We start from the raw sequence: 13,917 nt of genomic DNA on the forward strand, positions 1-13,917 counted from the left end.
CCACGGTGCCCGCCGGCGGCCGGCCGCGGAACCCGCGTTCGCCGACGGCGGACGACGGCAGCCCTAGCGCGGCGGCGTCGTCGCGCCCGTCAGCCACCCGTCGAAGAAGGCCGACAGCTCCAGCCCGGTCTCCTCCTCGATCCAGGCGAGGTACTCCTCGCGGTCGGCGGTGCCGTTGTCCTGCGCCGCCGGCCAGTCGCGCACGAGCGCCCAGAACGCGTCCTCGCCGCCCGGCCGGGCGGCCATCCGCTCCCGCAGCTCGTGCCACATCAGCGCGGGCCCGTAGTAGATGTTCGACTCCCCGAACGTGGCGGGGTCGTAGTCGCCCGGCGGGCCGGCGGCCGCCCGCTCCTCGGCCTCGCGCACGGCGTACCCGTCGAGCGCCGCCTCGAGGTCGGCCCCGTCGCGCTCGACCTGCCAGAGGATCTGGAGGTACATCGCCATGCCCTCGTTCATCCACACGTCGCGCCAGTCCGCGGGCGTCACCTGGTCGCCGTACCAGTGGTGCGCCAGCTCGTGGACGATCACGGCCGGCGAGAGCGTGTAGTCGCTGATCCCCAGCGTGATCATCGTCTGGGTCTCCATGCCGCTGACCGACTCCACGAGCACGGCGCCTGCGGTGTCGTAGGGGTAGGGCCCCAGCCGCTCCTCCAGCCACGCCAGCTCGTGCGCCATCGTCCGGGCGCCGGAGCCGAGTCGCTCCTGGTCGCGCGGCACCCACCAGGTGACCGGCACGCCGCTGTCGGAGGTGGCCTCGACGCTGACGTAGTCGCCGGTCGCGAGGGTCATGAGGTACGCCGCCGCCGGCTCGGCGAGGTGCCAGCGGGTGACCGTGCGGCCGTCGCGCTCCTCGCGCGAGACCAGCTCCCCGTTGCTGACGCCGGTCCACGGGCTCGGCACGCTGACCGTGACGTCGTAGAGCGCCTTGTCGGAGGGGTGGTCGTTGACGGCGTACCAGGTGTAGGCGCCGTAGGGCTCCTGCATCGTCCAGGTCCACCCGTCGTCGGTGGTCGTCCACCCCGTGGTGCTGAAGTCGCTGCGGGTGGTCGGCGCGGCGGCCGGCCGCGGGGTGCCGGTGTAGGAGACGACCACCTCGTACCGCTCGTCGGCGACGACCTCCTGGCGCAGGTAGAGGTCCTTGCCGGCGTGGCGGAAGTCGACCTTGTCGCCGTCGACGCTCACCGACCGCACCGTCAGCGCCGGGGAGAGGTCGAGCTGCAGGGTGTCGTCGTCCTCGGTGGCGCGCAGGAGCACCTGCTCGCGGCCGTCGAGCACCCGCGTCGCGGGGTCCCAGTCGAGCGAGAGGTCGTAGTGGAGCGCGTCGACGCCGGGGTCGCCCACCGCGGGGTAGACCGAGTCCTCCCGCGGCTCGTTGACCGCGAGCTCGAGGGCGTCCTCCTCGGGCGGCTCGGTCGGGGCGGCGTGGTCGACCGGCTCGCGGGCGGTGGTGCTCCCCGCGGTCCCCACGGCCGGGCCGGGCGGCGGGGCAGGGGCCGGGTCGGCGTCGTCGGTGCAGGCGGCCGGCAGCAGGAGCAGCGGGCAGAGCAGGGTGGGGACGAGCCGGGCGCGGTGGGCCGAGAAACGGGTCACGCGTCACCGCGCAGCAGCGGCCGCACCAGCTTGCGGCCGTGGTGGATCTGGGCCTTGACCGTGCCGGTCGGCGCGCCGAGCAGCGCGGCGATCTCGTCGTACGGCAGGCCGTAGACGTCGCGCAGCAGCAGCGGCTCGACCATCTGCGGGTGCTCGCGCTCGAGGGTCTCCATCGCCTCGAGCAGGTCCAGGCGGGTGCCGGCGATCACCGAGGTGGTGCGCGGGTCGGGGCGCTCGGCGGGCAGGACGTCGCTGGGGACGGCCTGGTTCTTCATCCGGCGGTACGTCGACCGGGCGCTGTTGACGGCGACCACGTGCAGCCAGGTGGTGAACCGGCCCCGGCCGCCCCACGACCCGATCTTGCCGGCTACGTTGAGCAGCGCCTCCTGGCAGGCGTCCTCGGCGTCGGCGGGGTGCGGCAGCACGCCGCGGCAGACGTTGAGCGTCCGCGGGCGGACCGCCGCGAGCAGGTCCTCGAGCGCGCCGCGGTCGCCGCCCTGCGCGCGCCGCGCGAGGTCGTCGATCTCGTCCGGTGCCAGTGCCTGCACGCCGTCGTCGCCCGAGCCAGTCGCCATGTCAGGTTTCCTCCCCCGTCGGCTGCAACATAATGCCGGGGTGTCTGCCCCCGCCCGTCTCGGCCGCTACGCCGTGCGCCGACGACTGGGCTCGGGCGGCTTCGCGACGGTGTGGCTGGCCTACGACGAGCAGCTCGACAGCCCGGTCGCGATCAAGGTGCTCGCGGACAACTGGACCGAGGACACCCACGTGCGCCGGCGGTTCGTCGAGGAGGGCCGCTACCTGCGGCGGGTCGAGTCGCCCCACGTCGTCCCGGTGTACGACGCCGGCGAGCTCGACGACGGCCGGCCCTACCTCGTCATGGCCTACGCCGACCAGGGCACGCTCGCGGACCGGCTCGACCCCGAGGCCGGCCCCGGGACCGCTGCCACCGGGCTGGCCGTGCCGCAGGCCGTCGAGGTGCTCCGCCAGGTCGGTGCCGGGCTGGCCGCGCTGCACGGCCGCGGCATCCTCCACCGGGACGTGAAGCCGGCCAACGTGCTGTTCCGCACCGTCGACGGCACGGTCCGGGCGATGCTCGGCGACCTCGGGCTCGGCAAGGCGCTCGACGTGTCCTCGCGGCTGACGATGGTCGCGGGCACGCCGACCTTCGTGGCGCCCGAGCAGGCGCAGGCCGAGCCGCTGGACGCTCGCGCGGACCAGTACTCCCTCGGCGCGCTGGCCTACCTGCTGCTGGCCGGCCGCGCGCCGTACACCCACACCACGCTCGGCGCCGCGGCCGCCCCGGCCGCGCCGCCGCCGCTCTCGACGCCGGAGCGGCCGTTCCCCGGCGCGACCGACGCGGTGGTGCGCCGGGCGCTGGCGGTCGACCGCGAGGACCGCTTCCCCGACGTCTCGTCGTTCGTGCAGGCGCTGGAGGCGACCCTCGAGAGCGCGGCGGGCGCCGCCGACGCAGCCCTCGCGGCCCCGTGGCTGCCGGTCGACCCCGACCTGACCCAGCCGGGCGCGCGGCCGACCCCGCTCCCGGCGGCCGCCCCCCTGCCGGACCCGCCGGTGCCGGCAGAGAGTCGCTCGGGCCGCGGCCGGTGGGCGCTCGCGACGCTGCTCGCCGTCGTGGCGCTGGCCGCGGGCGGGCTGGGCGGCTACGCCTGGCAGGCCGACCGGCAGGACGAGGTCCGGCTGACCGACGACGAGGGCACGCTGAGCGTGGCGGTGCCCGGCGACTGGGAGCGGGCGGTCGCGGCCGACGGCTGGACGCCGCCGGAGCAGGACGCGACGTACCCCGCCCTCTCGGTCGGCACCGCCGAGGACTGGCACCGGCCGACGACGGCGGCCGAGGGCGTCTTCGTGGGGCTGCTGCCGGGCACCGAGCTGCCGACGACGATGCCGCAGCACCCCGAGTGCGCCGAGGCGCAGGAGCCGGTGACCGAGACCGCGGGCGACCCGTCGCGGACCGTCGTGCACACCGGCTGCCCCGACGGGGTCACCGTCGAGCGCGTGGTCCAGGTCGCGGGCAACCGGCTGCTGTGGGTCCAGGTCCGCAGCGCCGACCGCGCGACCGCCAACCGGGTGCTCGACAGCGTCGAGACCCACGGCATCTGACGCCGGCGGGACCGCTCAGGCGCTCGTGGCGCGGCGGACGATCCGCTCCGCGAGGTCGGCCATGCCGAGCCGGTCGCGCTCGCGGCCGACCACGGCGACGGTGGCGTACGTCGTGCGCCCGTCGAGGGTCAGGAACCGCTCCATCGCCACCCGGCGGTGCTTCTGCGTCACGTACGTCGCGGTGAACCCGTCCGCGTCCTGCGCCTCGACGACCAGGTCCTCGACGTCCGAGGCCCCGGCGAGGGCGTCCAGGCGCGCACGCAGCGCCGACTCGAGCGGCTGGAAGCCGGTGACGAGCCGGACCCGGAGGAAGTAGGCGTTGTCGGTCGGCTGGCCGGGCGGGAACCACTTCCACTCGCCGAGCAGCGAGTCGCTGCGGCGCCACCCGACCGGGACCGGGAGCCGCAGGCCGAACGGCGGCACGCCGAGCTCCACCGGCCGCAGCGGAACACCCGTGGCCAGGCCGGGGGTGTCGGGGTCGGGCTCGACGAGCGGCGGCGGGTCGACCGGGTACGACGGCGAGACGGCCGCCACGGGCCGGGCCGTCCCCAGGACCTGCGCCTCGTCGGCGAGCCCCGCGGCGAGGAGCGCCCCGGCCGCGAGTCCCACAGTCCCGGCGACCGCGGCGACGACCGCCAGGGTCACGGCCCCCGGTCGTCGCGTGCTCATGGCGCCCGAGGGTAGACCGCTCCCGGCCCGCCGCTACGTTCTGCCCCATGACCAGCCTCCTGCTCCGCAACGCCCGCCGCGTGCCGCTGCGCGCCGAGGACGCCGCAGGCCCGGCGGCTCTCGGGGCCGAACCGGTCGACGTGCTCGTCGAGGACGGAACCGTGACCGCGGTCGGGCCCGGTCTCGAGCGGCCCTCCGGCGGGTCCGGGGAGGTCGAGGAGGTCGACGCGGCCGGCCGCTGGCTGGCGCCCGGGCTGTGGGACCAGCACGTCCACATGGCCCAGTGGACGCTGGCCTCCCAGCGCCTCGACCTCGGCGCGACCCGCACCCCCGAGGACGTCACCCGCGCGGTCGCCGAGCGCGTCGCCGCGCAGCCCGACCACCCGGTCATCGGCTGGGGCCACCGCTCGGGCGGCTGGGACCGCGAGGTCACCGTCTCCGAGCTCGACGCGGTCTCCGGCCACACCCCCGTGGTGCTCATCAGCGGCGACGGCCACCACGCCTGGCTCAACACCACCGCGCTGCTGCACCTCGCGATGCCGGTGCGCGACTCGGTGGTCCGCGAGACCGAGTGGTTCGCGGTCTACCCGCGCCTGGTCACCCTCGTCGGCAACGACGGCACCTCGCCCGCGGCCTACCGCCGCTCGCTGGAGACCGCGGCCGCGCTCGGGGTGGTCGGCATCGTCGACTACGAGTTCGGCCACGGCCCGATGGACTGGGCCGAGCGCTGGCACGCCGTCCCGGGCCTGCTGCGCGTGCGGGCGGCGACGTACGCCGAGCACCTCGACGACGTCATCGCCCTCGGGCTGCGCACCGGGCAGCCGTTGCCCGACTGCGGACCGCTGCTGACCATGGGCTCGCTGAAGATCATCAGCGACGGGTCCCTGAACACCCGCACCGCGTGGTGCTGCGAGCCGTACGGCGACGCGCACCGCCTGGAGTACCCCGCCGGCCAGCCCAACCTCTCCGGCGAGGAGCTGCGCGAGCACCTCGCCCGCGCGCACGCCGCCGACCTCCAGGTCGCCACCCACGCGATCGGCGACGCCGCCGTGGCCGAGGCGCTGGCGGCGTACGCCGCGACCGGGGCGCGCGGCTCGATCGAGCACGCGCAGATGGTCGGTCGCGACGACGTGCGCCGGATGGCCGAGCTCGGCATCCGGGCCAGCGTGCAGCCGGCGCACCTGCTCGACGACCGCGACCTGACCGAGAAGATCTGGGGCGAGCGGTCGGCGCGGTGCTTCGCGTTCCGCTGGATGCTCGACGACGGCGTGGAGCTCGTCCTCGGCTCCGACGCCCCCGTCTCGCCGCTCGACCCGTGGCTGGCGATGGCCGCGGCGGTCCACCGCAGCGCCGACGACCGCGACCCGTGGCACGGCGAGCAGGCGCTGACCGCGCAGGAGGCCTTCGCCGCCTCCGTCGACGGCCAGCCCACCGTCGGCGTCGGCTCCCGCGGGGACCTGGTCCTCCTCGACGCCGACCCGCTCGCCGAGCACCCGTCGTCGGCCGAGGCCGGTGCGGCGCTCCGCTCGATGTCGGTCGCCCTCACCGTCGTCGACGGGACCGTCGTCCACCGCGCCCTGTGAGGAGCCGCAGGCCGGTCAGTCCTCGGCGAGCTTCTCCAGCACCAGGCCGGCGACCGCCTCCTGCTCGACCTTGAGCGGGTGGTAGGCCAGCGCGGTGGCGGCGCTGGTGACCCGGCCGTTGATCCACGGGTCCTCGGAGCAGACGTCGTGGCCGTCGCTGGCGGCGTAGGTGTCGACGTACGGCACGTCCGCGCGCTCCGCGGCGCGCTCCTGCACGCGGGCCAGCAGCCGGCCCATCGCCGCGGCGAACGGGTAGTCGCCCTCGGCCAGCGGCAGCAGCTCGGGGCAGGTGCCGTCGGCCGGCACGATCTCGGGGTAGCCCACGACGACCACGTCGGCGCGCGGCGCCCGCTGGCGGACGCCTTCGACGACGGCCACGAGCCGGTCGCCGACGGTGCGGATGTTCTCCTTCAACGTGGCGACGCCCTCGGCGCCGAGCGCGGCGCGGCAGGGCGCGCCGTCGAGGTCCTCGGACGCGGCGCGCACGCAGGTGCCGGTCAGGGTGCTGTAGATCCCGAAGTCGTTGCCGCCGATGCCGACGGTCACCAGCCGGGTGTCCGGGCCGAGGGCCTGGAGCTGCGGCGGGACGACACCGCCCTGCAGGACCCGCTGGCTCCCGACGAGCGCGGCGGTGTCGGCCCCCGTGCAGCTGACGTCGGTGAGCTCGGCGCCGAGCGCCTCGGCGACCTGCGCGGGGTAGTTCTGCGCCGAGCGCAGGCACTGCTCGTCCGCGGTCGGCCCGGCGAGCGGCGCGGCGGTGAAGGAGTCACCGATGGCGACGTACGTCGGGTAGCGGCCGGGACCGGGCGTGGCCAGCGGGCTCGGCCCGTCGGTGCGCGGGATCGTCGAGGACGGGCTGACCGGGCGGGTGTCGGGCTGTCCGGTGACACCGGCGTCGTCGTCGCCCGAGCACCCGGTGAGCAGGGTGCCGAGGAGCAGCGGCACGGCCGCCAGGGCGACCCGCGCGCGGCGGGTCGTCGTCGTGTGGTTCACAGCATCTCCAGCAGCGCGTCGGCCACCGCCTGCTCGTAGCTGGCGAAGGGGTGGAACTCGAGCGCTGCGTCCTTGTCGGTGTGCTGCCCGTTGACCCAGGGGTCGGCCGAGCAGATGTCGTGTCCCTCGCTCAGTGCCCGCACGTCCAGGAAGTCCACACCCGCGTCCGCGGCCGCGTCCCGCATCGCCTCGTCCAGTGCGGCCAGCAGGTCGTGGGTGAGGTCGAAGTCACCCAGGGCGAGCGGCAGGCGCTCCTGGCAGGCGGGGGTTCCGCGCGGAGGGAAGATGTCGGGGTAGCCGACGCTGATCACCCGCGCGTCGGGCGCCCGGTCGGCGATCTCGGCGTAGATCCCGTCGAGGTTGCCGCGGATCCGCTCGACGAGGTCCTCCAGCGCGGCGCCGCCCCCGAGGGTGCCGGCGCGCTCGGTGCACGGGGCGCCGGTCGGGTCGGCCTGCGCGAGCTCGATGCAGCCGTAGACCATCGTGGAGAACAGCGCTTGGTCGTTGCCGCCGATGCTGAGGGTCACCAGGTCGGTGTCCTCGTCGAGCGCGTCGAGCTGCGGCGGGACCGCGTCGCCGCGGACCTGCTGGGACCCGGTCAGGTCGCTGGTGCGCGCCCCGGAGCAGGAGACGTCGGTCAGCCGGACCTGATGGTCGCCGCCGTCGAGCGCCCGGGCCAGCACCGAGGGGTAGTTGCCCGTCGAGCGCAGGCACGGGTCGGCCTCGTTGGTCTGCGGGACGTACGGCGCGGCCGTGAACGAGTCGCCGAGCGCGACGTACCGCAGCACCTCGTCCTCGGACCCGGCCGTGCAGGCAGCCGCCGTGAGCGTCAGCGTGGTCGCGAGGCCCGCGGCGCCGAGACGGAGCGCGGCATGCATGCGGACAACCTACGGGCGGGACGGACGCGTGCGTCCGCCCCGCCCGCGGGTGCGAGGAGCCGGGGCCCCGGTCCGGGGTCCCTCGATCAGAGGTCGACCGGGCGCAGGACGCGGTCGATCGCGTGCCCGACCTGCTTGTTGCCCCGGTTGATGTCGAGCACGACGACCCGCGGGTTGCGGTCGTCCTTGTCGGCGTCGAGCAGGGTGACCTTGCCCTTGATGACGTGGACCTTGATCGAGCCGCCCTGGGCGGTGGCGACCTTCTGGCCCTCGGCGGCGAGGACCTTGTCGGAGGTCAGCGTCCTGCCCGCGACGACGTGGTAGAGCAGCACGGTCTCGATCGTGTCGACGCCGAGCTTGGCGACCTGCTTGAACGTCTTGGCCTCGGTCGTGGGGGCGAAGCCCTTGAGGTCCTTGACGAGGAGCTGGAAGGCGCGGTCGGTGGGGATGAACGCCGTCGCCCGCTTGCCGCCCTGGGTGAGCAGCCCGACCGGGCTGTCCGGCTTCGCGTCGAGCACGGCGAGCACCGCGGCCTCGGTGAGGTCGAAGTCCTTCCAGCTCTTGTCCAGCTTCGTGCCGTCGGCGGCCAGGACCTCGGCGAGGCTCGTGGTGCCGGGCTTCGCGGCGGGCGCGGCGGCCTGGGCGGGCGCGAGCGCGCCGGCGAGGACGGCCGAGGTGGCCAGGGCAGTGACGGCGGCGGTGGCGGTGCGGTGCTTCATGGTTCTCCCTCGGTTGCGTGTCGGACGGATGGTGCGGAGGGAGTTCGGCACCCGCGGGTGGCCAGATTGGATGAATCTTCTATCAGTTCTCGGGCACCTGAGGTGGTTGGTCGACCCCGAGCGCCAGGGTCAGGCCGAGCACCGTGCGTGGGTCCTCCAGCCGGTCGCCGTACAGCTCGCGCAGCTGGCCGAGTCGGTAGCGCACGGTCTGCGGGTGGACGAACAGGTCGGCGGCGACGTCTTCGCGGCGGCCCTGGTGCAGCAGCCACGAGCGCAGGGTCTCGGTCAGCTTCTCCGCGGTCGCGGGGCGCACGTCGGCGAGCGGGGCGAGCGCCTGGGCCCGCAGGTCGGCGAGCGCGTCGGGGTCGGCGGTGAGCACGAGCGCAGGCAGGTGGTCCTCGGTGTCGTCGTGCAGCCCGAGCGCGTGCGCGCGGCGCGCCCGGCCGTAGGACGTGCGGACCTCCAGCCACGGCCGGGCGGGTCCCACCACGGCGCCGCGGCCGCGCAGCGAGCGCAGCAGCGCGCCCCGCCCGCGCCCGTGCGCGTCCGGCACGAGCAGCACGCCGAGCTCCTCGACGCCGGTGAGCTCGCCGGCCTCGAGGGTCGCGGCCGGCACCGTCCCGAGCGCCGGCCGGACCTGGGAGCGCGGCACGAGCACGGCCGTGAGCGTCGTCGGCGGCGTCCAGTCGGCGCGCTCGGCGGCCTCGAGCACGGCCTCCTCGGGCGAGCCGTCCAGGAGTGCCCGCGCCAGCCGCTCGAGCAGCCGCGCCCGGACCCGCCCGGTGCTGGCGAGCTCGTCCTCGTGCCCGGCGACGCTGGCCGCGGAGAGCTCGTCGATGTAGGCGAAGACGAGTTCCGCGAACGCCGCGAGCGTGCCGCCGTCCACGCCGGCGTCGACCGCGCGGCCGGACATCTCCCGCCAGGAGACCCGCGCCCCGATGCGGTACGCCGCGAGCAGGGCGTCGGTGGTCCGCTCGCTGCGCGCCTCGCCCCGGCCGAGCTGGTAGGCGCCCTCCATCGCCGGCGCGGGGGTCCGCAGGTCGACGCCGCGGCGACCGGACGCGAGGGTCAGGAAGCCGCCCAGCGCGAGCTGCACCGCGTTGCGGATGGTCTCGCCCATCGAGCCCTCGAAGGCGGCGACGTAGCTGGGTACCTCCTCGACGATCGCCTGCACGACGTGCTCGGCGACCGTGGGGAGGTCCTCGCGCATCGCTGCGACCGCCTCGGGGGAGAGGCGGAGCGCCGGTGCAGGGAGCTGGCGGGGGGCACGACGGACCACCGGAGACCTCCTGGAGCAGTTCTTATCATCCGTGAACAACGAACCCGGACCGGTTCACGTCACGCGGACAGGACTTTAACCGGCTCATCTAGGACAGTGGAGTACATGAGCATCGCTGCCGATCCGATCGTCCCCACCCGCGGGCGCTCGCTCCGCGGTGTCCTGCGCCGGGTCGCGGAGTCCGCGGTCACCCCGCTCGAGCTCGACGACGTGCTCGACGTCTTCCACCCCCTGCGCTCGGGCGCCGAGCTGCGCGGCCGCATCGTCCAGGTCGTCCCCGAGACCCCCGAGTCCGCCACGATCGTCCTCAAGCCGGGCCGCGACTGGGCCGGCCACGTGCCGGGGCAGTACGTCCGGGTCGGCGTCGACGTCGAGGGCGTGCGCCTGTGGCGCACCTACTCGCTGACCCACGGCCCCCGCCCCGACGGCTGCATCAGCATCACCGTCAAGGCGATCCCGGGCGGCGTGGTCAGCAACCACCTCGTCCACCGCGCCCGCAAGGGCCAGATGCTGCAGCTGGCCCAGGCCGAGGGCGAGTTCGTCCTCCCGCAGCCGGTGCCGGCCAAGCTGCTGCTCGTCACCGGCGGGTCGGGCATCACCCCGGTCATCGGCATGCTGCGCAACCTGCACTCCAAGGCGGCCGCGCCGGCGACCGACATCGTCCTGGTCCACGTCAACGCCACGGAGTCCTCGGCGATCTTCCGCGCCGAGCTGCGCGCGCTCGACGCCGCCGGCCGGATCCGGCTCGTCGAGCGCTTCGACGACACCCACGGGCTGCTCGACGTCGCCGTCCTCGCCGAGCTCGTGCCCGACCTCGACGAGCGCCTCAGCTACGCCTGCGGGCCGGCCGGCCTGCTCGACGCGCTCGAGGCCCACCACGCCGAGCGCGGCCTGGACCTGACCACCGAGCGGTTCCGCCCGGTGCTCGTCGAGGCCGCCGACGGCGAGGGCGGCGGCACCGTCACGCTCACCGGCGCCGCCGGCTCCGGCACGACCCTCGAGGTCGACGGCGCCACCCCGATCCTCGACGCCGCCGAGCAGGCGGGCGTCCTCATGCCGAGCGGCTGCCGGATGGGCATCTGCATGGCCTGCGTGCTGCCGATGCGCGAGGGCGCCGTGCGTGACCTGCGCAACGGCGCGCTCACCGTCGCCGTCCCCGGCGAGACCGGCCCGCAGGGCGTGCCGATCCAGACCTGCGTCAGCACCGCCGCCGGTGCCTGCTCGATCGACCACTGACCTCCACTGACACCCGATCCGTTCGACCACCCGCACCGAAGGAGATCGCCATGACCGCCATCACCCGCAAGGCCGAGAACCCCGTCGCCCACCTCACGCCCGAGGACGTCGAGCAGATCGGGATCGAGCTCGACGCCATCCGCCAGGAGGTCATCGACAGCCGCGGCGAGGGCGACGCGGCGTACATCCGCCGGATCGTCGACGTCCAGCGCAAGCTCGAGCTCGGCTCCCGCGCCGTCCTGCTCGTCAGCGTGCTGCCCCCGGCCTGGATCGCCGGCACCATCGGTCTCTCGGTCGCCAAGATCCTGGAGAACATGGAGATCGGGCACAACGTCATGCACGGCCAGTGGGACTGGATGCGCGACCCGAAGATCCACTCGACCACCTGGGAGTGGGACAACGCCTCCACCGCCGACGGGTGGAAGCACTCGCACAACGAGATCCACCACACCTACACGAACATCGTCGGCAAGGACAACGACCTCGGCTACGGCATCATGCGCGTCGACGAGGACCAGCGCTGGCACCCCTTCCACCTCGGCCAGCCGCTGTGGAACTTCATCAACGCCTGCTTCTTCGAGTACGGCATCGCGGCCTACGACCTCGAGCTGGGCAAGAACCTCGCCATGCCCAAGGAGAAGCGCAGCGCGGAGTTCAAGGCCAACCTCGGCAAGACGCTGCGCAAGATCCGCAAGCAGGCGACCAAGGACTACGTCGTCAACCCCGCGCTGGCGCTGCCCACCGGCTCGTTCGTGCCGACGCTGGCCGCCAACTTCGTGGCGAACCTGGTGCGCAACCTGTGGTCGCACTCGGTGATCATGTGCGGCCACTTCCCCGAGGGCGTCGAGACCTTCGAGAAGGCGGCGCTGCCGGAGAAGGAGACGCGCGGGGAGTGGTACGTGCGCCAGATGCTCGGCTCCGCCAACATCTCCGGCTCGCGGTTCATGCACCTGATGACCGGCAACCTCTCGCACCAGATCGAGCACCACCTCTTCCCGGACCTGCCCTCGAACCGGTACGCCGAGGTCGCGCCCAAGGTCAAGGCGCTGTTCGACAAGTACGACCTCAACTACCACGAGGCGCCGCTGCCGCAGCAGGTCGCGAGCGCCTGGCACAAGGTCGTCCGGCTCTCGCTGCCCAACGGCTGGCTGGCCACCACCACGCCCGCCAACGCGCCGAAGCAGCTGGCGATGCTGTGGAAGATGACCACGGGCGACCGCAGGACGCGCCGCGCCGCCCAGGCCCGCCTCGACCAGCTCGCGCGCCGTCAGCGCACCGAGGTCGCCGCCGCGGCCTGATCCTGCGACGGCGCGTCAGTGCGCGCCGACGTACGGCAGCGCGGCGTACGCCGCGACGACGTCAGGGGCGTCGACGAGTGCCCGGACACCGGCCAGCAGGTCGGCCGCCCGGGGCCCGTCGGCGCCCCTGCTCGCGTCGGTGGCGCGGTCCGGGCCCGCCGCCAGGAGCCGATCGATCTTCGCGACCACGTCCGCCTCGCCCAGGGGGAAGTGGGCCGTGTCCCCGATCGGGTCGGGCTGGGCGAGGGCGACGGTCCGCCCGTCGGCGAGCTCGACGACCACCTCGGTCACCCGCCGGCGGGGCAGGTGGGCGTCGAGGTCGGCGCGCACCTCGACCACCACCCGGTCGCTGAAGGCCGCGGCACGCTCGAACGCCGCCGTGCCGGGCTCCATCGTGCTCGGGTCGACGGCGTCGGCGGTGCAGGCCACGGCCACGACGAACGGCATCGAGAACATCCCGCCGAGCCGGGTGACCGGGTCGCGCTGGAGGAGCGGTCGGGCCAGGCCGTGGGTGGCGACGTGGACCGAGGCGACGTCGTCGCCCGACCAGCCGTCGGCGCGGCGCAGCGACTGCACGAGGTCGACCGCCGGGTGGGTGTAGGAGCAGGCGGCGTGCTGCTTGAGGTAGCCCTCGGCCACCAGCCACCGCTCGCCGAGGTCCTCGACCAGCACCTCCGGGTCCAGCGTGCCCAGCAGGTCGAACGCCGCCGCGGCCCCGCCGCGGTTGACCGCCAGGCCGGCGCGGGCCAGCCGGGCGGCCAGCAGCCCGCCGACCGCGGCCTGCCCGAGCCACAGGTTGCGCGCGAAGTCGCCGGCGAGCACCGAGGTCCAGGGGGTGACGGTCATCAGGTCGGTGCTCACGTCGATCGCGGCGGCCAGCTGTCCGACCGTGCAGCCGTGGACGACCGCGGCGGCGGCCGCCGCCCCGGTCACGCCCCAGTGGCCGTGCGTGTGCCATGCGGGGTCCCGGCGCAGGGCCCGGCCGAACCGCGCGGCGACCTCGTAGCCCACGGCGACGGCGGTCAGCAGCCGTTCCCCGGTGACCGGCGTGGGCGACTCGTGCGCGGCGGCCAGGGCGGCGGGCACCACGTGCGCGGCCGGGTGCCCGGCGGCGTGCTTGTTGCCCTCGTCGAGCTCCTGTGAGCAGGCTGCGGTGGCGAGCAGCCGCGCGGCGGTGTCGGGGTCCGTGCGCCGCTCGCAGCCGACGAGCGGGTGCGGTCCGGCCGGCGTCGGCCACACGTCCAGGAGACGCCGGAGCTCGGGCGTCCGCATGCCGGCGACCGTGACCCCGAGGAGGTCGGTGAGCACCACCGGGAGGCGGTCGGCCACCGGTCGCACGTCCCCGTGCCGGTAGTCGTGCAACGTGCCGGCCAGGCGGTCGATCGCCGACCGCGTCTGTTCCGCCAGAAGGAACGAATCTGTCGTCGTCACGCCGCGACGGTACGCCGGGCGCGGGGTTCCGGCAATGGGCGTTCAGCCTCGCTGCGGGCGCAAGTTGGCCGGTGATCGTGAGTATTCGACCGGCAGAGTCTTCTGTTCCGGCGGGTGGTGTGG

Annotated in this window: 12 protein-coding genes; 4 read left to right on the forward strand and 8 right to left on the reverse strand. The window is 74.7% G+C overall.

Going from position 1 to position 13,917, the window contains the following annotated elements; translation table 11 throughout:
* Positions 1-63: 63 nt before the first annotated feature.
* Complete coding sequence (locus QWY28_RS10280) at positions 64-1,590, reverse strand: M1 family metallopeptidase (protein WP_300952439.1); 1,527 nt, start codon at positions 1,588-1,590, stop codon at positions 64-66.
* Entirely contained in the window at positions 1,587-2,165 is a 579-nt protein-coding gene (locus QWY28_RS10285; protein WP_300952440.1) for an RNA polymerase sigma factor, read from the reverse strand. The genes QWY28_RS10280 and QWY28_RS10285 overlap by 4 nt, the downstream gene beginning before the upstream one ends.
* A 40-nt stretch (positions 2,166-2,205) precedes the next feature.
* Here QWY28_RS10285 and QWY28_RS10290 point away from each other — a divergent pair, with 40 nt between their 5' ends.
* Positions 2,206-3,708: a serine/threonine-protein kinase gene (locus QWY28_RS10290; protein ID WP_300952441.1), complete on the forward strand. Its 1,503-nt coding sequence runs from the start codon at positions 2,206-2,208 to the stop codon at positions 3,706-3,708.
* Between the two features lie 15 nt (positions 3,709-3,723).
* Here QWY28_RS10290 and QWY28_RS10295 read toward each other — a convergent pair whose 3' ends face one another.
* Entirely contained in the window at positions 3,724-4,377 is a 654-nt protein-coding gene (locus tag QWY28_RS10295) for a hypothetical protein (protein WP_300952442.1), read from the reverse strand.
* Positions 4,378-4,424: 47 nt separating this feature from the next.
* Here QWY28_RS10295 and QWY28_RS10300 point away from each other — a divergent pair, with 47 nt between their 5' ends.
* The gene (locus QWY28_RS10300; RefSeq protein WP_300952443.1) at positions 4,425-5,960 is read left to right on the forward strand and encodes an amidohydrolase; all 1,536 of its coding nucleotides are present in this window, start codon (positions 4,425-4,427) and stop codon (positions 5,958-5,960) included.
* 15 nt (positions 5,961-5,975) lie between these two features.
* Here the strand turns inward: QWY28_RS10300 and QWY28_RS10305 are convergent, their stop codons facing one another.
* The 4 genes from QWY28_RS10305 to QWY28_RS10320 all read right to left on the reverse strand — a co-directional run bounded on the left by QWY28_RS10305 (position 5,976) and on the right by QWY28_RS10320 (position 9,829).
* Positions 5,976-6,953: an SGNH/GDSL hydrolase family protein gene (locus QWY28_RS10305; protein WP_300952444.1), complete on the reverse strand. Its 978-nt coding sequence runs from the start codon at positions 6,951-6,953 to the stop codon at positions 5,976-5,978.
* Positions 6,950-7,831 carry an SGNH/GDSL hydrolase family protein gene (locus QWY28_RS10310; protein ID WP_300952445.1) on the reverse strand — a complete coding sequence of 294 codons (882 nt, stop codon included), beginning with the start codon at positions 7,829-7,831 and terminating at the stop codon, positions 6,950-6,952. Before QWY28_RS10310 ends, QWY28_RS10305 begins: the two co-directional genes overlap by 4 nt.
* Before the next feature lie 86 nt (positions 7,832-7,917).
* Entirely contained in the window at positions 7,918-8,550 is a 633-nt protein-coding gene (locus QWY28_RS10315; RefSeq protein ID WP_300952446.1) for a fasciclin domain-containing protein, read from the reverse strand.
* Between the two features lie 82 nt (positions 8,551-8,632).
* Positions 8,633-9,829 (reverse strand): PucR family transcriptional regulator, encoded by a 1,197-nt coding sequence (locus QWY28_RS10320; protein ID WP_300952447.1) that lies wholly within the window; start codon positions 9,827-9,829, stop codon positions 8,633-8,635.
* 105 nt (positions 9,830-9,934) lie between these two features.
* Here QWY28_RS10320 and QWY28_RS10325 point away from each other — a divergent pair, with 105 nt between their 5' ends.
* Positions 9,935-11,065, forward strand: coding sequence for a ferredoxin reductase (locus tag QWY28_RS10325; RefSeq protein ID WP_300952448.1), 1,131 nt, complete (start codon positions 9,935-9,937; stop codon positions 11,063-11,065).
* A gap of 50 nt (positions 11,066-11,115) precedes the next feature.
* Complete coding sequence (locus tag QWY28_RS10330; RefSeq protein ID WP_300952449.1) at positions 11,116-12,363, forward strand: fatty acid desaturase family protein; 1,248 nt, start codon at positions 11,116-11,118, stop codon at positions 12,361-12,363.
* 15 nt (positions 12,364-12,378) lie between these two features.
* Here QWY28_RS10330 and QWY28_RS10335 read toward each other — a convergent pair whose 3' ends face one another.
* Positions 12,379-13,794 (reverse strand): MmgE/PrpD family protein, encoded by a 1,416-nt coding sequence (locus QWY28_RS10335; protein WP_300952450.1) that lies wholly within the window; start codon positions 13,792-13,794, stop codon positions 12,379-12,381.
* Between the last annotated feature and the right edge of the window lie 123 nt (positions 13,795-13,917).

The organism is Nocardioides oceani, from assembly GCF_030412965.1.
GTDB lineage: Bacteria > Actinomycetota > Actinomycetes > Propionibacteriales > Nocardioidaceae > Nocardioides > Nocardioides oceani.

Excerpts from the sequence above, each read along its gene's own strand:
- QWY28_RS10295 (WP_300952442.1), bottom strand. The coding sequence starts at position 4,377 with ATGAGCACGCGACGACCGGGGGCCGTGACCCTGGCGGTCGTCGCCGCG.
- QWY28_RS10285 (WP_300952440.1), bottom strand. The coding sequence starts at position 2,165 with ATGGCGACTGGCTCGGGCGACGACGGCGTGCAGGCACTGGCACCGGAC.
- QWY28_RS10330 (WP_300952449.1), top strand. The coding sequence starts at position 11,116 with ATGACCGCCATCACCCGCAAGGCCGAGAACCCCGTCGCCCACCTCACG.
- QWY28_RS10315 (WP_300952446.1), bottom strand. The coding sequence starts at position 8,550 with ATGAAGCACCGCACCGCCACCGCCGCCGTCACTGCCCTGGCCACCTCG.
- QWY28_RS10310 (WP_300952445.1), bottom strand. The coding sequence starts at position 7,831 with ATGCATGCCGCGCTCCGTCTCGGCGCCGCGGGCCTCGCGACCACGCTG.
- QWY28_RS10325 (WP_300952448.1), top strand. The coding sequence starts at position 9,935 with ATGAGCATCGCTGCCGATCCGATCGTCCCCACCCGCGGGCGCTCGCTC.
- QWY28_RS10300 (WP_300952443.1), top strand. The coding sequence starts at position 4,425 with ATGACCAGCCTCCTGCTCCGCAACGCCCGCCGCGTGCCGCTGCGCGCC.